Origin of the sequence: Pyruvatibacter sp. HU-CL02332, from assembly GCF_040362765.1 — a bacterium.
GTDB lineage: Bacteria > Pseudomonadota > Alphaproteobacteria > CGMCC-115125 > CGMCC-115125 > Pyruvatibacter.
The window spans coordinates 644,470-662,688 of sequence record NZ_BAABWK010000001.1 but is presented as its reverse complement, the minus strand read 5'-3'; the positions used below and the strand labels follow the sequence as shown (position 1 = coordinate 662,688).

Sequence of the window (18,219 nt, the reverse complement as noted above, 5' to 3'; positions counted from 1 at the left end):
TTGGCCGCGCCCCTGTTGGGTGTTCTGGCCCTTCAAAAACCGCAGAAATCCAAGACGGGAACCTTCTTTCAGAATGAGCAAGCTTGATGCAGCCATGGAGCGGTTTTCATCCGCGCTGGACCAGCTGGAAGCGGGAATCAATCGGCGCGGCATCAAGGCGCAGTCGGCGTCGGATGCGGAACGTGAGCTTGTGGCTCTGCGTGAGGACCGATCCCGGCTTGCAGACGAGCTTGACCAGATGAAAGCCAAAGCGCGCCAGCTGGATGAAACCACCGGTGAGGTCTCCGGTCGTCTTGATGAAGCCATTGCCGGCATCCGTGCCGTGCTTGAGCCGTAGGGCAGGGAGCGCGACATGCCTCAGGTAACCGTCAAGATTAATGGCCGCAGCTATACGCTCTCCTGTGACGAGGGCGAAGAAGAGCATCTGGAGGGGCTTGCTGCCTATCTGGACAAGCACGTCACCAGTCTGTCTCAGGGTGTGGGCCAAGTGGGTGATCAGCGTTTGATGCTGATGGCAGGACTGCTTGTGGCAGACGAACTCTCTGAAGCATTGGGGGAAGTGAAGTCTCTTCAGGATGAGGTGGCTGCTCTCAAAGATGCCCGGACGGGGGCTGCATCCAAGACGCAGGATGCCGAGAATCAGGTGGCAGAGGTGCTGGAAGCAGCGGCAAAGCGCCTTGAAGACATTGCCGGACGGCTTGAGGCGTCCTAGCTGTTAGACATACAAGTACGGGGCTGCCTGGTGCGCCAGGAGCCACACTGCTCGGGGCCTTACGGTCTCCAAGGGAGCTGTCCCTGCTTGGGCTCGAGGGCCCTCGCATCACGGTGCCCACCTACATCTGTAGGTTCCCGGGGATTTCTGCTCCAGCGGCCAAGGCGGCTCCACTCTTGTATCTACTGACCGATTGCACCCCCGTGACCTCCACATGACGTCCACACCATTTGACGGGCTTTCCAAGCCGCAGCTACGCGAAGCAGCGGGGCTGGTGCGGCATGCAGCTGCCCGGCGGCTGGGCCATGATGCTGGCCATGATCTGGCGCGGCGCGTTGTGGGGGAACTGCCGCTGCGTCCTCAAGAGACAATCGCGGGATATTGGCCGGTGCGTGGCGAAGCAGATCCGCTGCCGGCGATGCTGGCACTGGCAGCCCAGGGCCATCGGCTCGCCCTGCCGGTTGTTGAGGGTGCAGAGCAGCCGCTGTCGTTCAGGATGTGGATACCTGGCGACCCGCTGGTTGAGGGCGCGTATGGTATTCCCACGCCGGGGCTCAGTGCTGCTTGTGTGACGCCAACACTTTTGTTGGTTCCCGGTTTGTGGTTTGACCGCAGCGGCGCGCGGCTTGGATATGGCGGCGGGTTTTATGACCGGACGCTTGCGGACCTGCGACGTGGCTGGCAGCCACGGGCAGTTGGCGTAAGTTACGAAGCGACTTTGGGCGGTCATCTTGATCGCGAGCCGCATGATGCGGTGATGGATTTTATTGTGACCGAGCGGCGCGTTTTGCGCGCACCATAGCCGGTCCGTAGCAGGAATAGCCTTATGCGGCTTTTGTTTTTGGGTGATGTGGTTGGCCGGTCCGGGCGGGATGCTGTCGTGGCAGCGCTGCCGGGATTGCGGTCTGATCTTGATCTCGATTTTGTGGTGGTGAATGGCGAAAACGCTGCGGGCGGATTTGGGATCACCGAAAAGATCACCACCGAGCTGCTTGATGCGGGTGCGGATGTCATCTCCGGCGGCAACCATTCATGGGATCAGCGAGAGGCGCTGGTGTTCATCGAGCGCGAAGAGCGTCTGCTGCGACCTGCCAACTTTCCAGCCGGCACGCCGGGGCGTGGTGCCGGGTTGTTTGAAGCGCGCGGTGGCCGCCGTGTGCTGCTGGTAAATGTGCTTGGCCGCGTTTTCATGGATCCGCTGGATGATCCTTTTGCGGCCGTTGAGAAAGAAATCAGCGCAGCGCCGATGGGTGATGTGGCGGATGCCGTCATCGTGGACATGCATGCGGAAGCCACGTCCGAAAAAATGGCCATGGGGCATTTTTGCGATGGCAAGGCGTCTTTGGTGGTTGGGACGCACAGTCATATTCCAACCGCCGACGCGCAGGTGCTGCCCGGCGGGACGGCCTATCAGACGGACGCCGGCATGTGCGGTGACTATGACAGTGTCATCGGTATGGACAAGGAAGAGCCGGTCAATCGGTTCACCCGCAAGATTTCCGGCGGGCGCTTCACGCCTGCTGATGGCGAGGCAACGGTCTGCGGTGTGTTTGTCGAAACCGATGATGCGACTGGTCTGGCGCAGCGGGTTGAGCCAATCCGCGTGGGTGGGCGGTTGAAACAGTCGATGGCTAGCTAGGGGCGAGCCAAAGGGCCAGGGACATGCTGATGGGTAGCCTTACCCGCCCTGCATTCTCTATAAAGCCTGCAAATCATCGAATTCAGACGACAAACCGGAGCGCGTGAGCCCATGGCTGGCCATTCACAATTCAAGAACATCATGCATCGCAAAGGCGCGCAGGACGCCAAGCGGTCCAAGATTTTTGCCAAGCTGGCCCGCGAAATCACCGTTGCTGCCAAGCTGGGTATGCCGGATCCGGCCATGAACCCGCGTCTGCGGGGGGCCATTCAGGCAGCCCGGGCTGAAAACATGCCCAAGGACAACATTGACCGCGCCATCAAGAAGAGCCAGGCGGGCGACGAAGATAACTTTGAAAACGTCCGCTATGAGGGCTTTGGCCCCGGCGGCATTGGCGTGATCGTTGAGGCGTTGACGGACAACCGCAATCGCTCGGCCAGTGAAATCCGCTCTGCCTTTTCCAAAAATGGCGGCAATCTGGGTGAAACCGGGTCGGTCTCCTTCATGTTTGATCAGGTCGGGCGCATTGAATACCCGGCAGACGTGACCGACGCGGATGCGATGTTTGAAGCTGCAATTGAGGCAGGGGCTGATGATGTGACGTCTGACGAAGACGGGCACGAGATCATCACCGCCGCCGACAGCCTCAATGAGGTGGCCACAGCGCTGGAAGAAAAGCTCGGTGAGCCGCGCAAATCCGCCCTTATCTGGAAGCCTCAGAACTCCATCGAGGTTGATGGTGATGCAGCGTCGACGCTGCTCAAATTGCTGGATGCGCTGGACGACAATGATGATGTCCAGCAAACCTATGCGAACTTCGAACTATCCGATTCGGTTCTTGAGAGCCTGACGAGCTAAGGCGATGTCGCCCGACGCTTGAAATGGCAGGGCGCACAGGCATGACACTCCCATCCCATACGCGGCGATTGCTGGGGCTAGATCCGGGCCTTACAGCAACCGGCTGGGGCATTGTGGATGTGACCGGTTCGCGGCTGGTGCATGTGGCCAACGGGACTGTGAAATCAAAAGCCAAGGACGCCCTGTCTGATCGTCTTGCCATGTTGCATGACGGCGTGGCCTCGATAATCGCGGCGCATCAGCCTGATGAAGCTGCCATCGAAAGTGTGTTTGTGAACAAGGACGGTCAGGCGACCCTCAAGCTGGGGCAGGCCCGCGGGGTTGCCATTCTGGCAGCGGCACAGGCCGGATTGGACGTTGCGGAATACGCACCCAACCACATAAAGAAATCGGTCGTCGGGGCCGGACATGCGGACAAGCGCCAGATGATGGCCATGGTCACCATGCTGCTGCCCACATGTGATCCGCATTCGGAGCATTCCGTTGATGCGCTGGCCGTTGCCATCACCCATGCGCATGGCACGGCCGGGTCAGCGCGCCTTGCTGCGGCGCTGGAGGCAAAGGCATGATCGGCAAACTCAAGGGCATTGTGGACGAGACGGGTCTCGACTGGGCGCTGATAGATGTGAATGGCGTTTGCTATCTCACGTCGTGTTCTGCGACCACGTTGCGCCAGATTGGCGGTCCGGGCGACGCAACCGTGCTGCATATCGAAACCTATGTGCGTGAAGACCAGCTTCGGCTTTTTGGTTTTTCAACAGAAGCCGAACGTGAATGGTTCCGGCTGCTCTTGAGCGTTCAACGGGTTGGTGCCAAGGCGGCGCTGGCCATCCTGTCCGTGTTGGACCCGCAGTCGCTGGCGCGGGCCATCGCGTTCAAGGATGCGAAGGCGATTGCGACAGCGCAGGGGGTTGGTCCCAAGGTGGGCGAGCGGATTATTTCTGAACTCAAGGACAAGGTGCCTGCGTCCCTGGCCATGGCCGGCAAGGAGCCTGTGCCGGGCAAGGAAGTGGGCGAGGTGCCGGCGCACAGTGCTGAAGCGGATGCCATCTCGGCGCTGGTCAATCTGGGCTATGCTCAGGCACAGGCCGCTCAGGCGGTGTCGCGTGCTGTTGCAAAGGCTGGTGATGATGTGCCCGGGGCGGAACAGCTGATCCGTGTTGGGCTCAAGGAACTGGCGTCATGATGAATGCGCTCCTCATTCAAGTAGTTTGGGACTCACATGTCTGATCGCGTCGTACATGCTGACTTCAGTGCTGAAGATGGGGCCGAGCAAGGCATCCGTCCCACAGCGCTTGATGCGTTTGTCGGGCAGGCGCGGGCAAAGGAAAATCTGAGCGTTTTCATTCAGGCTGCGAAGTCGCGCAACGAAGCGATGGACCATGTGCTGCTGTCAGGACCACCGGGCCTTGGCAAAACCACCATGGCGCAGATCGTGTCGCGCGAGCTTGGGGTCAACTTCAGGTCCACGTCCGGGCCGGTGATCGCCAAGGCGGGTGATCTGGCTGCGTTGCTGACGAATCTTGAGCCGCGTGACGTTCTGTTTATCGATGAAATTCATCGACTGTCTCCAGCGGTGGAAGAAATCCTCTACCCGGCGATGGAGGATTTTGAGCTCGATCTCATCATTGGTGAGGGGCCGGCGGCGCGGTCTGTGAAGATCGATCTGGCCCAGTTCACCCTTGTCGGGGCAACCACGCGGGCGGGACTGCTGACCACACCCCTGCGGGATCGTTTCGGCATTCCCGTGCGGCTTGAGTTTTATACCAATGAAGAGCTGGAGAAGATCGTCAGCCGTGCCGCGACCATTCTGGACGCGCCGCTGACGTCTGAGGGGGCGATGGAGATTGCCCGACGCTCGCGGGGGACGCCGCGTGTGGCGGGTCGGCTGCTTCGCCGCGTGCGTGATTTTGCATCGGTGGGTGGTGTCGCTGAAATTGACGCTGATGTGGCGGACAAGGCGCTCAACCGGCTGGAAGTCGACAATCGCGGGCTCGACAGTCTTGATCATCGCTATCTGCGGACGGTGGCGCTCAAGTTTGGCGGGGGTCCTGTTGGGGTTGAGACCATTGCAGCTGCGCTGTCGGAAGCGCGTGATGCGATTGAAGAATTGATCGAGCCCTATCTCATTCAGCAGGGCTTTGTTCAGCGCACACCGCGCGGGCGATTGCTGACGGGGGCGGCCTTTGAACATCTGGGGCTGACGATCCCTGCCTTGTTTGAAGGTGTGCAGACTCGGTTGTTTGAAGATGAGTGACACCGGGGATGATGCGCTGGGACCGGCAGGGACCCTGAGCGCTGACGGGCTGCACATCATGCCGGTTCGCGTCTATTACGAAGACACGGATGCGTCTGGCATTGTGTATCACGCCAACTATCTGCGATTTGTGGAGCGAGGCCGCACGGATGTGCTGCGCTGTGCGGGTCTTGATCACCGCACCATGATGGATGCGGAGGATTCCACCGCCTTTGCCGTTCGCCAGATGAACATTCGTTTCATCGCGCCGGCGCGTCTGGACGATGCTTTAGAGGTGCGCACGCAGTTTACGGAGGTGCGCGGGGCGCGCATTCGGGCCAGCCAGACGGTGTGGCGGGGCGAGACGCAGCTGTTTGAAGCGGAAGTGGAAATTGCGGTGCTGGACGGGAAGGGCCGCGCCCGCAGAATTCCGGCATTTGTGCGAGACGCGCTTGCCCCTTATGTTGCCTGATACCTTTTGACTTCAACCAGATTTCGGCTCTTTTTGCGGGGCGTCCGCGCCGCAGTTTCGACACAAAAACACAGGACAAGGCGGGACAGGCGGCAATGCCGTTGTCCCGGATGCCGGGTTAATGTGCCGCTTTCGCCGAAGCGCTTAGACATGACGTAGGAAGTTTCGACGATGGAGCCGGATATCATCAACGCGGCAGCGCAGGTTGCCGAAACCGACTTTTCTCTGTTCAGCCTGTTCCTGCGTGCCGACATTGTGGTGAAGGCCGTGATGGTCGGCCTGTTTGCGGCATCGATCTGGAGCTGGGCCATCATTTTTGAAAAATGGGGTCGGCTGCGCTCGGTGAACAAGAAGGCCGAGAAGTTTGAACAGGTGTTCTGGTCCGGCCAGTCGCTTGAAGACATTTATCAGAATATGGGCCACCGGCCCGACCACCCCATGTCGACGCTGTTTGTGGCGGCCATGCGCGAGTGGCGCCGGTCGGCTGAAATCGGCACCAAGGCCATTCATGGTCTGCAGGAGCGGATCGACCGGGTGATGACGGTTTCGATTGCCCGCGAAACAGCACGGCTGGAGCGGGGCCTTCTGTTCCTTGCGACGGTTGGTGCCACTGCACCCTTCATCGGCCTGTTCGGCACGGTCTGGGGCATCATGAATTCGTTCCAGGCCATTGCCGTGTCGCGCGACACCAATCTTGCGGTTGTGGCACCGGGCATTGCCGAAGCGCTGTTTGCCACAGGCCTTGGCCTGCTGGCCGCCATTCCGGCCGTGATTGCCTACAACGCCTTCTCAACGGGTCTGAACCGATATGCGACGCGGCTTGATGGGTTTGCGGATGAGTTTTCCGCCATCCTCTCGCGGCAGATCGACGAAACCCGCGAGGGTCACTGATCATGGCCGGTGGTCTTATGCCCAATGGTGGCTCAGGGGGCGGTCGCCGCCGTGGTCGCCGGTCCCGCGCGCCGATGAGCGAAATCAACGTCACGCCCTTTGTGGATGTGATGCTGGTGTTGCTGATCGTGTTCATGGTGGCAGCCCCCTTGCTAACGGTGGGTGTGCCGATTGACCTGCCGCAGACAAGCTCGCAGCCATTACAGGAAGATGATGAGCCGCTGACAGTGACTGTGAATGCGGAAGGTGAAGTCTATCTGCAGGAGACGGTTGTTGAGCTTCCTGAATTGTCTGCCCGGCTGCTGGCGATTGCCGAAGGTGGGTATGACGAGCGCGTCTATGTGCGCGGCGATCGATCTGTTGATTACGGCACGATCATGAATGTCATGGGCACTTTGTCGTCCGCCGGGTTCCGGCGCATTGGCATGGTGACCGAGCAAGGCGGCCCCGACGCCGCCGACGAAGGATAGCGATTAAGAATGCGCGGCGGTGTTCCCCTCTCCGTCCTGCTGCACGTTGCAATCATTGCGGTTGCGATCGTGGGCCTGCCCGCGCCCAAACTCGAGCCGGTAGAAATCGCAACGGCCATCCCGATCGAAATTCTCGAGATTGATGAATACACGCGCGTGACCCGCGCGCCGGAGCCGGAAGCAGAGCCCGCGCCGCCGGAACCTGAACCCGAGCCAGAGCCGCAAGAAGCGCCGGAGCCTGAACCTCAGCCGGTTGCCGAGCCCACACCGCCGGCCCCAACACCGCCCCCGGCAGAGCCAACACCTCCGCCGCCAACTCCGGAGCCCGAGCCAGCCCCGGCACCAGAACCTGAACCCGAGCCTGAGCCACAGGAAAAGGTGAACGTGGCACCGCCGCAGCCGCCAGCACCTCGCTTGCGTCCGACGCCGCCAAAGCGGCCGGTGCAGCAGAAACCATCCTTTGATGCAGGCCGTATTGCAGCCCTTCTGGACAAGCTTCCCGAGGAGCGCCAGCCCGCGCCTGCACAACCAGCGCCGACACAGCCGCCTCAGCAGTCACGCATTGGGGCACGGACATCATTGACGATTTCGGAACTGGATTTCATGCGTCAGCAGATCAGCGCGTGCTGGTCACCCCCTGTCGGTGCCACAAATGCGGCTGATTTGGTTGTCACCATGAACATATGGCTGAACAGGGACGGATCATTATCGCGCCCTCCGCAAGTGAAGGGCAGCAACTTTGTGCTCTCTTCCTATCAGCAGGCGGCTCAGGAAGCGGCCTTGCGGGCAGTGCGTCGGTGTGCACCCTATCGGTTGCCGGTGGAAAAATATTCATCCTGGCGTGAGATAGAGTTGAGGTTCGATCCCAGTCAGATGCTGGGTCGTTAAACGGGTTGAAGGCTAGGAGAGGCTTTGGGAATGCACGGGTTTAAGCAAATTCTGGCGGGTCGTTTGACGAAATGGGTGCCTGTGCTCGCGGCAGTTGCCCTGCTGATGCCGGGCGCTGCTCTTGCGCAACTGCGCATTGATATTACCCAGGGCACGATTGAACCCCTGCCGCTGGCCGTCACCGACTTTGTTGGCAGTGATGCTGCCGCTGGTGAAACCGGCGACAAGATGGCCGGGGTGATCCGCAGCAATCTTGAGCGGTCAGGATTGTTCCGTCCCCTGAGCGAAGCAGCCTTTATCGAGAAAATTACGGACCCCAACAGTGCGCCGCGCTTTGGTGACTGGCGCATTATTGATGCACAGGCGCTTTTGACGGGCTCTGTGACGCAGGAGCCGGATGGCCGTCTGCGGGTAGAGTTTCGTCTGTGGGATGTGTTCGGCGAAGAGCAGCTCATCGGCCTGCAGTACTTCACCAAGCCAGACAACTGGCGGCGGGTGTCGCACATTATTTCAGATGCGATTTATGAGCGTCTGACCGGCGAGACCGGGTATTTTGATACGCGGATTGTGTTCGTGTCGGAGACGGGTACCAAGGGTCAGCGCGTCAAGCGTCTGGCGCTCATGGACCAGGACGGGCACAACCCGCGCTTCCTGACCAATGGGGGCGCGCTGGTGCTGACACCGCGCTTCTCTCCCACCAATCAGGAAATCACATACCTGTCTTATGCGGGTGGCAGCCCACGGGTGTATCTCTTCAACATCGAGACACGTCAGCAGGAAGTTGTCGGCGAGTTTCCGGGCATGACTTTTGCGCCGCGCTTCTCGCCGGATGGCGACAAGGTCATCATGAGCCTGCAGCGGGGCGGCAACGCCAATATCTATGAGCTGGATTTGCGGACTCGGGGTACGCGGCGGTTAACCAATTCGCCGTCGATTGATACGTCGCCAACCTATGGCCCTGCCGGGCGGGAAATCGCCTTTGAAAGCGACCGGGGCGGCACCCAGCAGATTTACGTGATGAACTCCAACGGCTCAGGTGTGCGCCGTATCAGCTTTGGCGAAGGGCGGTACTCGACGCCGGTCTGGTCACCTCGCGGAGATATGATCGCGTTTACCAAACAATACAAAGGTCGATTCCTGATTGGCGTCATGCGTCCGGACGGAACCGGCGAGCGAATTCTGACCGAGGGCTATCATAATGAGGGGCCCACATGGGCGCCAAATGGCCGGGTTCTCATGTTTTTCAGGGAAACACCGGGGGTCCGTGGTGGGCCCAGCCTGTGGTCAGTGGACCTGACCGGCTACAACGAACGGCAGGTTGTGACACCAGGATTCGGGTCTGACCCGGCCTGGTCTCCCTTGATCCGCTAGGGTTCTTGCGGATAACGTCCATCTGGGGATCCAAGAAAACGTCAAGATGCCCGCGGGGCCATCATTCCATGTAAGGACTGAGTTTCGCGGGTAACCGTCATATTCCGTTGGAAAAGTCACCGAGTGGTTAGAAGGTGATGGAGCACAACGGCAAACTGGCGGTTTGAAGAGAATTGGGACGCGTACAAATTCGAGCACTTTTTGTGGTGTTTTCTTGGGTGTGCGGTTCCGGGGTGCAACATTATTTGGGGGCCTTTTCAAGGTCCGTGAAGGCAGGAGATTTTTTAATATGACCGCAACGTTGATCCGTTCACGGACAATGACTTTCGGAGAGTTTTCAGGTCGTGCCGTCAAGATGGCGCTGGCAGGTTTTGCAGCGCTGGCACTTGTGGCGTGTAGCTCTGATCCAGAACAGGCACCGGTACGCACAACAACGGCACCGACGGCTCCGGCTCCTTCGGGCCCGACACCTGGCACCCAGCAGGACCTTGTGGTCAATGTTGGTGACCGTGTGTTCTTTGACACGGACCAGTCTTCGCTGCGGGCAGATGCCCGCGCGACGCTTCAGCGTCAGGCGGCATGGATGAACCAGTACCCGGCTGTGGCTGTGACCCTTGAAGGTCATGCTGATGAGCGCGGTACCCGTGAATATAACCTTGCACTGGGCGCGCGCCGTGCAAACTCAGCCAAGGACTATCTGGTAAGCCTTGGCGTCCAGCCATCGCGTGTGCGCACCATTTCATACGGCAAGGAGCGTCCTGTGGCGCTTTGCTCTGACGAAAGCTGCTGGGCGCAGAACCGTCGCGGTGTCACCGTCGTGACGCGGGGCGCAGGCTCCTAAAGCCTTCCAGCTACGCTGTTTCTTGAAGGGCGCATATCCTTGTGGGATGTGCGCCCTTTTTGATTCCGCCTGTGTGATATGAGGCTTCTGGTCACTTTTTTGACCAAACGGTGCTTAAGGCTTTGGTTCCAAGCCTCAATTTTGCCTACCTTGTGGAGTGATTTGCTTTCACGAGACATCGTCAAACTGGACTGACCCAATCTGGACTAACCATGCCCAAGCTGAAATTTGCACTCGCTGTTCTGCCATCGCTCCTTGTGGGGGTCGGTGTTGTTGCTGTGAGCCTGCCGTTGCCAGCACAGGCTCAGCAGTCCGTGACGGATACACGCGCGCTCTATGACCGGCTGCTTCGGCTGGAGCGGGATCTTCAGGATGTTCAGCGCAACGTTTATCAGGGCGGTGCCCCGGCGCAGCTCGGCGCGCCTGCGCCTGCAGCCGACATCGGTGCAACGGATGCCGCGCGTCTTTCGCTGCGGCTTGATCAGATCGAAACGTCTCTTCGTGACATGACGGGGCAGGTTGAGCGGCTTCAGTTCGAATTGCGGCAGGCCAACCAGAAGCTTGAGAATTTCGCAGCGGACACAGATTTCCGATTGCGCGACCTTGAAGGGACGGGAGGTGGTCAGCGGCCATCCGCGTCCAATGCCACAACTGGTGCCCCGGCACCTTTGGCAAGCAGCGCACCGACACCAACGGAAAAGCCACTCTCAGCCGCGCAGCAGGCCTCCATCGGCACGCTTGGCGGTGTTGCGTCACCAGCGCCGCAGCTTACGCCGCCGTCGTCGGCTCCAAGGGCTTTGTCGTCTGCAACCACTGCCGGTCTGCCGGACGGTGGGCCCGATGTGGCGTACAAATATGCCATGAGCTTTTTGCGCCAGGGTGACTATCCCTCCGCTGAGGCGGCTTTCACCCAGTTCCTTGAGGCCTATGGCGACACCAGTCTTGCGGGCAATGCCCAGTACTGGCTGGGGGAAACCTATTATGTGCGCGAGCAGTATCAGGATGCGGCGCGGGCATTTCTCACCGGCTATCAGACCTATGCCTCCAGCCCCAAAGCACCGGACAGTCTGCTGAAGCTGGGCATTACCCTTGCTGCACTTGGCCAAACCCAAGACGCCTGCCTGACGCTGGCTGAAGTGCCACGTACATTTCCAAGTGCGCCGCAAAGCGTGAAGGCGCGGGCTGAGCAGGAACGCAGCCGCGCTGGTTGCGTCTAGGCACGCCCATGGCGGCAAAACCGAATTCCCCCGATTTTGAAGCGTTGCTGACACCCTTTGGTTTGTCGCGCACGGATGCTGTCGCGGTAGCTGTGTCTGGTGGTCCGGACTCGATGGCGCTCCTTGTACTGGCTGCAGACGAAGCTAAGAGGTCCGGTCGATCCGTGAATGCGGTGACTGTCGACCACGGTTTGCGTGCCGATGCCAAAGACGAAGCCGAGCAGGTAGCGGCATGGGCAAAAGCGCTAGGTGTTGCACACACGACGCTGACCCATGAAGGCGATGTACCGGTGGCTAGCATTCAGGCTGAAGCGCGAGATATTCGCTATGGCCTGATGGGTCAGTGGTGTGCGGCGAACAACATCGCAGCCCTGATGGTCGCGCACACGCAGGATGATCAGGCGGAGACGCTTTTGCTGCGGTTGGCGCGCGGCAGCGGGGTTGATGGGCTGTCCGGCATGGCCGCTGACACGACCCGTGACGGGCTCAGGGTCATCAGGCCTTTGCTGGACGTGCCGAGGGCTGATCTGTTGGCGCTGCTCGAAGATCGTGGGCAGGCTTTTATCGAAGACCCCTCCAATCGGGACGAGCGTCATGCGCGGGTGCGTATGCGGGCACTCAGGCCAACGCTTGAGGCTGAAGGGCTGACAGCACAGCGCCTTGCGGAGACGGCCGGGCGGCTTTCCGTCGCGCGGGATGCGTTGGCTGGATGGACGCAGGCGCATCTGGCCGGGTGTGTCACTTTTGATGTTGGCGGCTGGGCTCAGTTTGATCGCACGCGGCTGGTGAATGTGCCGCTGGAAATCGGTCTGCGCTCGGTCTCGCGGATTGTCATGGCAATTGGGGGAAGTGTTTATCCGCCACGCCTGCACCACACGCGAGCGCTGCTTGACCGACTTGGCGCCGCGGAGTTCTCAGGCGCAACGCTTGGGGGTGTGTGTTTTGTTGCGCATCGCTCCGGCGTGCTTGCCTTCCGCGAAGCACGGGCCATGGCTGAGCCGGTTTCTGTCGAAGGTGTGTCACCCTTGTTGTGGGACCGCAGGTTTGAAGTGAGCATTGCTGACGCCAAGGAGGTGGACAGTGGGTCGCGGAGCATCGGTGCGCTTGGTGTGCCGGGGGCGCGTCGACTGAGGGACGAGCTTGGGCCTGAGGTGCTCAACGTCCCGTCTGCAGCAGCATCCTGCATCCCGGCCGTGTATGCGCAGGGCAGGCTGCTTGAGGTGCCTGCGCTTGGCTACAGGCCTGATGGCGCGGTTCCCAACCACCGAATTGCCTTTGTGGGGCCAATGCGCGCAGGGCTGACGGCCAAGCCTATCGGCATCGAGGCTTAAACCCCAACTTTGGTGGGGCTTTGAGGCGCTAACGCCTTGAGATTTAACGGTCGTTAAGCAGTTTTGGAATTGGTCTAAGGACTGGTAATCCTTTATTGGCTGCCTATCTTTGAATATGCTGGCACTCAGCAAGAAAACTGCCGTGTTTGGGGCTTTTTGGGCCCTTTCACGCTGACAAGGACCAAAATCCTGTGAATAATTTTCGCAACTTCGCCCTTTGGGTCATCATCGCTTTGCTGCTGGTGGCGCTGTTCAACCTGTTTCAGGCTCCGGCCCAGCAGGGTGCGACGACAGACATCACCTTCTCTGAGCTTCTCGCGGAGGCCGATGCGGGCTCTGTCGCGGATGTGACCATTCAGGGTGAAAAGATCACCGGGTCGTTCTCCGATGGCCGGGCCTTCACCACCTATGCACCGCCGAACTCCAACGTGACCGAGCGCTTGTATGAGCGCGGTGTGCAGATTTCAGCTCGTCCGAGCTCCTCTGACTCGCCGACGCTGCTGAGCGTGCTGGTGTCCTGGTTCCCGATGCTGCTGTTGATCGGTGTGTGGATCTTCTTCATGCGCCAGATGCAGGGCGGTGGCGGCAAGGCCATGGGCTTTGGTAAATCAAAAGCCAAGCTGCTGACCGAGCGCCATGGCCGTGTGACCTTTGACGATGTTGCCGGTGTTGATGAAGCAAAAGATGATCTGCAGGAGATCGTCGAGTTCCTTCAGGACCCGCAGAAGTTCCAGCGCCTTGGCGGACGTATCCCCAAGGGTGCGCTGCTTGTTGGCCCTCCTGGTACGGGTAAGACGCTGATCGCTCGTGCGGTTGCCGGCGAAGCGAATGTGCCGTTCTTCACAATTTCCGGTTCTGACTTTGTGGAAATGTTTGTGGGTGTTGGCGCAAGCCGCGTGCGCGACATGTTCGAGCAGGCCAAGAAGAATGCACCGTGCATTATCTTCATTGACGAAATCGACGCTGTGGGCCGGCACCGTGGTGCAGGCCTTGGCGGCGGCAATGACGAGCGCGAACAGACACTCAACCAGTTGCTGGTGGAGATGGATGGCTTTGAAGCCAATGAAGGCATCATCCTGATTGCTGCCACCAACCGTCCTGATGTTCTGGACCCCGCACTTCTGCGTCCGGGCCGCTTTGACCGTCAGGTTGTTGTTCCGAACCCGGACATTGTTGGCCGTGAGAAAATTCTCAAGGTGCATATGCGCAAGGTGCCTCTGGCGCCGGACGTGAACCCACGCACGATTGCACGCGGCACGCCCGGCTTCTCCGGTGCGGACCTTGCAAACCTTGTGAATGAAGCTGCATTGCTGGCCGCCCGTCGGGCAAAGCGCCTTGTCACGATGTCCGAGTTTGAGGACGCCAAGGACAAGGTGATGATGGGTGCTGAACGGCGCACCATGGTCATGTCTGACGATGAGAAGAAGCTGACGGCCTATCACGAAGGTGGTCACGCGCTTGTGGCGCTCAATGTGCCTTCGACGGACCCGATCCATAAAGCCACGATCATTCCGCGTGGCCGGGCGTTGGGCATGGTCATGCAGCTGCCGGAAGGCGACAAGCTGTCCATGAACCGTCAGGAAATGACCTCGCGTATGGCAATCCTGATGGGTGGCCGAGTGGCAGAAGAACTTGTGTTCGGTCATGAAGCTGTGACGGCGGGTGCAGGCTCAGACATTGAGCAGGCAACGAAGCTTGCCAAGAACATGGTCACACGCTGGGGCATGTCCGAGACGCTTGGACCGCTCGCATTTGGTGAAAATCAGGAAGAAGTGTTCCTGGGCCACTCAGTGGCGCGTAACCAGAACGTGTCGGAAGAAACCGCCCGTCAGATTGATGCTGAAGTTGCGCGGCTGGTGAAGGCCGGCCACGAGGATGCGACACGTATCCTCACTGAGAAGCGCGACGAACTGGAAATCATCGGTCAGGGCCTGCTTGAGTACGAAACGCTTTCCGGTGATGAAATCAAGGCGCTGCTGAAAGGCACCAAGCCTGAACGCAACACTGATGACGATGTGACGCCTGAATCAGGCACGCCGTCGTCCGTTCCGTCTGCGGGGCGTCGTCCTGCGGGTGATGCGGGCAGTGTTCCTCCGGGTGCGGAGCCGCAGGGCACGTAGAACCGCCTAGCTGTTTCAGGACTGTATTGGAAAGGCCCGGAAGCTTATGCTCCCGGGCCTTTTCGCTTCGCAAGGATTGTGCTGCCCATGACTGCTTCGCCGACCCTGTTTGGCATTCTCAATGTCACCGCTGACTCGTTTTCGGATGGGGGAAAGTACCTTGAGCCGGACGCAGCACTTGCCCATGCGCGGGCACTGATGGCGCAGGGGGCTGATGTCATTGATCTGGGGGCTGCATCAAGCCATCCCGATTCAGCGGATGTGGGCGCGGCTGAGGAGATTGTGAGGCTGGCGCGTATTGTTCCGCAGCTGGTGGACGCTGGCATCCCGGTGTCCATTGATAGCTTTGAGCCTGATGTGCAGCTGTGGGCGCTGGGGCAGGGCGTTCAATATCTCAACGACATACAGGGCTTTCCGAATCCGGAGATTTACCCAGCCCTGGCCAGCGCGTCTGCCAGGCTTGTCATCATGCATGGGGTGCAGGGGCGCGGGCGGGCGCGGCGGCAGGATGTGCCCGTGGATCAGATATGGGACCGCATTTTCAAGTTCTTTGACGAGCGGCTGGAGGAACTCGCGGCTGTGGGGATCGCTCGGGAGCGGCTGGTGCTGGACCCGGGCATGGGCTTTTTTCTGGGGACAGACCCGGAGGTGTCACTCGAAGTGCTGCGCCACATTGGCCGCCTTGAGGCGCGCTACGACCTGCCGGTGCTGATCTCTGTCTCTCGAAAGAGTTTCCTGCGGGCCATGACCGGGCGGGATGTGGCTGATATCGGCCCGGCGACGCTGGCGGCTGAAATGTTTGCGGTCTTGGCAGGTGCTGGCTATATCCGCACCCACGCGCCGGGTGCGCTTAGAGACGCCTTGGCCGTTGATGCAGCGTTGCAGCCAAAAACCCGGTAACAGGCTGAAAACAATCGTTAACCTCGTGCTCAGCGGCTTTGTCTATAGTGCGCGGCAACTCAAGACTCAAAAGGCCGATCAAGGCCGCGCGGGGGACATTCGATGTCACGCAAGTATTTTGGTACGGACGGTATTCGCGGTCGCGCGAACCTGGAACCGATGACCGCATCGACGGCCCTTAAGGTGGGCATGGCGGCGGGCCGCGTGTTTACGCGCGGTGAACATCGCCACCGGGTGGTGATCGGCAAGGATACGCGCCTGTCCGGCTACATGATTGAAAACGCCCTTGTGGCCGGCTTTACGTCGGTCGGCATGGATGTGTTCCAGTTCGGCCCGTTGCCGACGCCAGCGGTTGCCATGCTGACACGCTCGTTGCGGGCAGATCTCGGCGTGATGATTTCAGCCTCGCATAACAGCTTTGGCGACAATGGCATCAAGCTGTTTGGCCCGGATGGCTACAAGCTGTCCGACGATGTGGAACATGCCATTGAGCACCACATGGACAATGGCCTGGCGGACGGGCTGGCGGCGCCATCCAGTATTGGCCGGGCCAAACGTATTGACGATGCGCAGGCGCGGTACATCGAATTTGCCAAGCGTACGTTCCCACGACATCTCAGCCTCGAAGGCATTCGCATCGTTGTGGATTGCGCCAATGGCGCTGCTTACAAGGTTGCGCCCGCTGCGTTATGGGAATTGGGCGCTGAGGTCTTTTCAGTCGGCGTTGAACCCAATGGCACAAACATCAATGAGGGCTGTGGCTCTACGTCTGTAGAAATGATGGCCGGCAAGGTCCGTGAGCTGCGAGCTGACATCGGTATTGCGCTGGATGGTGATGCAGACCGGGTGATCATCGTGGACGAACGCGGTGAGACGGTTGATGGCGACCAGGTGATGGCGGCCATTGCGCAATCCTGGGCCGACAAGCAGATGCTTCAGGGCGGCGGCATTGTGGCGACTGTCATGAGCAATCTTGGTCTTGAGCGCTATCTGGAAGGCAAGGGCATGACCCTTGCTCGCACGCAGGTTGGTGACCGTTATGTGGTTGAGCATATGCGCGCCAATGGCTTCAACCTTGGGGGTGAGCAGTCCGGCCATGTTGTGCTGTCTGATTTTGCAACCACCGGTGACGGGCTCATTGCGGCGTTGCAGGTGATGGCTGTGCTGGCTGAAACGCAAAAGCCTCTGAGTGAAATCTGCCACCTGTTTGACCCCTTGCCGCAGCTCCTGCGCAATGTGCGGTTCCGTGAGGGCGCGCCTCTTGAAGACGATCAAGTGAAGGATGCGATTGAGACGGGCACACAGGCGCTTGGCAATCGCGGTCGTCTTGTGATCCGCAAATCAGGTACTGAGCCGCTTATCCGCGTGATGGCGGAAGGTGACGACAATGCGCTGGTTGAGCGGGTCGTGAACGATATCTGCGGTGTGATTGAGAGCCGGTCCGCGTGACGCAGTCGGCCCCGTCAGATCTGGCGCGTGTCCTGATTGTTGCAGGCTCTGATTCAGGCGGCGGCGCGGGCATTCAAGCCGACATCAAAACCGTGACGGCGCTGGGTGGCTATGCCGCGACAGCGATCACGGCCATTACTGTTCAGAACACACTTGGTGTGCATGGCGTTGAAGGGCTTACACCGGAGCTCGTCCGCCAGCAGATGGACGCGGTGATCTCCGACATCGGTGTTGATGCCTTCAAGACAGGAATGCTGCATTCAGCCGACATCATTGGTGCGGTCGCTGATGCTATTGAAGCCTATGACGACGTGCCACCGGTTGTTGTCGATCCGGTGATGGTGGCGACATCGGGCGACCGACTGCTGCAACAAGACGCTGAAGCGGCCCTTATTGGCCGACTGCTGCCTTTGTCGTTCATTGCGACACCGAACATTCACGAGGCCGCGGTGCTTGCGGACCAGCCGGTTAAAACCGCTGGTGACATGCGCGATGCGGCGCGGGCCATTCTCGCCTCGGGGCCGGACTGCGTGCTGGTGACCGGCGGTGATCTGGGCGGTGACGTGGTGGTGGATGTGTTGGCAACACCGGTGGAAATTCGCACATTCACAAGTCCGCGGATCAACACCTCTGCGACCCATGGCACGGGCTGCACGCTGGCCAGCGCCATTGCGACCTTCCTGGCGCAAGGCAGAGAGATTGTGGATGCGGTGGAAGACGCGCGGGACTACGTCCACATGGCGATGACGCAGGCGCTAAAAATTGGCGCTGGCGCGGGGCCGCTAGACCATGGCTGGCCATTACGCCGCGAGGACTAGGGCGTA

The 18,219-nt window shown here is 60.0% G+C and carries 20 protein-coding genes and 1 other RNA gene; all 21 read left to right on the top strand.

The window, feature by feature from the left end; translation table 11 throughout:
- Positions 1-73 precede the first annotated feature (73 nt).
- On the top strand, positions 74-337 hold the full coding sequence (locus tag ABXH05_RS03230) for a DUF4164 family protein (protein WP_348137996.1): 264 nt from the start codon (positions 74-76) through the stop codon (positions 335-337).
- A 15-nt stretch (positions 338-352) separates the two neighbouring features.
- Positions 353-712 carry a cell division protein ZapA gene (locus tag ABXH05_RS03225; RefSeq protein WP_348137998.1) on the top strand — a complete coding sequence of 120 codons (360 nt, stop codon included), beginning with the start codon at positions 353-355 and terminating at the stop codon, positions 710-712.
- 17 nt (positions 713-729) lie between these two features.
- A non-coding RNA gene (ssrS, locus tag ABXH05_RS03220) (6S RNA) lies at positions 730-887 on the top strand.
- Positions 888-926: 39 nt separating this feature from the next.
- Entirely contained in the window at positions 927-1,514 is a 588-nt protein-coding gene (locus tag ABXH05_RS03215) for a 5-formyltetrahydrofolate cyclo-ligase (RefSeq protein WP_353559751.1), read from the top strand.
- Between the two features lie 24 nt (positions 1,515-1,538).
- Complete coding sequence (locus ABXH05_RS03210) at positions 1,539-2,351, top strand: TIGR00282 family metallophosphoesterase (protein ID WP_348138002.1); 813 nt, start codon at positions 1,539-1,541, stop codon at positions 2,349-2,351.
- 111 nt (positions 2,352-2,462) lie between these two features.
- Complete coding sequence (locus ABXH05_RS03205; protein WP_353559750.1) at positions 2,463-3,209, top strand: YebC/PmpR family DNA-binding transcriptional regulator; 747 nt, start codon at positions 2,463-2,465, stop codon at positions 3,207-3,209.
- Positions 3,210-3,250: 41 nt separating this feature from the next.
- Positions 3,251-3,778 carry a crossover junction endodeoxyribonuclease RuvC gene (gene ruvC, locus ABXH05_RS03200; RefSeq protein WP_353559749.1) on the top strand — a complete coding sequence of 176 codons (528 nt, stop codon included), beginning with the start codon at positions 3,251-3,253 and terminating at the stop codon, positions 3,776-3,778.
- A complete protein-coding gene (gene ruvA / locus ABXH05_RS03195) occupies positions 3,775-4,395 on the top strand; it encodes a Holliday junction branch migration protein RuvA (RefSeq protein ID WP_353559748.1) in 621 nt (206 codons plus the stop codon). The genes ruvC and ruvA overlap by 4 nt, the downstream gene beginning before the upstream one ends.
- A 36-nt stretch (positions 4,396-4,431) precedes the next feature.
- Positions 4,432-5,466 carry a Holliday junction branch migration DNA helicase RuvB gene (gene ruvB, locus ABXH05_RS03190; protein ID WP_353559747.1) on the top strand — a complete coding sequence of 345 codons (1,035 nt, stop codon included), beginning with the start codon at positions 4,432-4,434 and terminating at the stop codon, positions 5,464-5,466.
- Positions 5,459-5,917, top strand: a complete 459-nt coding sequence (gene ybgC, locus ABXH05_RS03185) for a tol-pal system-associated acyl-CoA thioesterase (RefSeq protein ID WP_353559746.1) — start codon at positions 5,459-5,461, stop codon at positions 5,915-5,917. The genes ruvB and ybgC overlap by 8 nt, the downstream gene beginning before the upstream one ends.
- A 171-nt stretch (positions 5,918-6,088) precedes the next feature.
- Positions 6,089-6,808: a protein TolQ gene (tolQ, locus tag ABXH05_RS03180; RefSeq protein ID WP_043949728.1), complete on the top strand. Its 720-nt coding sequence runs from the start codon at positions 6,089-6,091 to the stop codon at positions 6,806-6,808.
- Positions 6,809-6,810: 2 nt separating this feature from the next.
- The gene (gene tolR, locus ABXH05_RS03175; RefSeq protein ID WP_353559745.1) at positions 6,811-7,278 is read left to right on the top strand and encodes a protein TolR; all 468 of its coding nucleotides are present in this window, start codon (positions 6,811-6,813) and stop codon (positions 7,276-7,278) included.
- A gap of 9 nt (positions 7,279-7,287) precedes the next feature.
- Positions 7,288-8,166, top strand: coding sequence for a cell envelope integrity protein TolA (gene tolA / locus ABXH05_RS03170; RefSeq protein WP_353559744.1), 879 nt, complete (start codon positions 7,288-7,290; stop codon positions 8,164-8,166).
- A 30-nt stretch (positions 8,167-8,196) separates the two neighbouring features.
- Positions 8,197-9,537: a Tol-Pal system beta propeller repeat protein TolB gene (gene tolB / locus ABXH05_RS03165; RefSeq protein ID WP_348138018.1), complete on the top strand. Its 1,341-nt coding sequence runs from the start codon at positions 8,197-8,199 to the stop codon at positions 9,535-9,537.
- 319 nt (positions 9,538-9,856) lie between these two features.
- Positions 9,857-10,378 carry a peptidoglycan-associated lipoprotein Pal gene (gene pal, locus ABXH05_RS03160; protein ID WP_461496282.1) on the top strand — a complete coding sequence of 174 codons (522 nt, stop codon included), beginning with the start codon at positions 9,857-9,859 and terminating at the stop codon, positions 10,376-10,378.
- 212 nt (positions 10,379-10,590) lie between these two features.
- On the top strand, positions 10,591-11,595 hold the full coding sequence (gene ybgF / locus ABXH05_RS03155) for a tol-pal system protein YbgF (RefSeq protein WP_353559742.1): 1,005 nt from the start codon (positions 10,591-10,593) through the stop codon (positions 11,593-11,595).
- An 8-nt stretch (positions 11,596-11,603) separates the two neighbouring features.
- A complete protein-coding gene (gene tilS, locus ABXH05_RS03150) occupies positions 11,604-12,926 on the top strand; it encodes a tRNA lysidine(34) synthetase TilS (RefSeq protein WP_353559741.1) in 1,323 nt (440 codons plus the stop codon).
- A gap of 191 nt (positions 12,927-13,117) precedes the next feature.
- On the top strand, positions 13,118-15,046 hold the full coding sequence (ftsH, locus tag ABXH05_RS03145; RefSeq protein ID WP_043950991.1) for an ATP-dependent zinc metalloprotease FtsH: 1,929 nt from the start codon (positions 13,118-13,120) through the stop codon (positions 15,044-15,046).
- Positions 15,047-15,133: 87 nt separating this feature from the next.
- Complete coding sequence (folP, locus tag ABXH05_RS03140) at positions 15,134-15,946, top strand: dihydropteroate synthase (RefSeq protein WP_353559740.1); 813 nt, start codon at positions 15,134-15,136, stop codon at positions 15,944-15,946.
- A gap of 102 nt (positions 15,947-16,048) precedes the next feature.
- Complete coding sequence (gene glmM / locus ABXH05_RS03135; protein ID WP_353559739.1) at positions 16,049-17,395, top strand: phosphoglucosamine mutase; 1,347 nt, start codon at positions 16,049-16,051, stop codon at positions 17,393-17,395.
- Positions 17,392-18,213 (top strand): bifunctional hydroxymethylpyrimidine kinase/phosphomethylpyrimidine kinase, encoded by an 822-nt coding sequence (thiD, locus tag ABXH05_RS03130; RefSeq protein ID WP_353559738.1) that lies wholly within the window; start codon positions 17,392-17,394, stop codon positions 18,211-18,213. The genes glmM and thiD overlap by 4 nt, the downstream gene beginning before the upstream one ends.
- Positions 18,214-18,219: the final 6 nt, after the last annotated feature.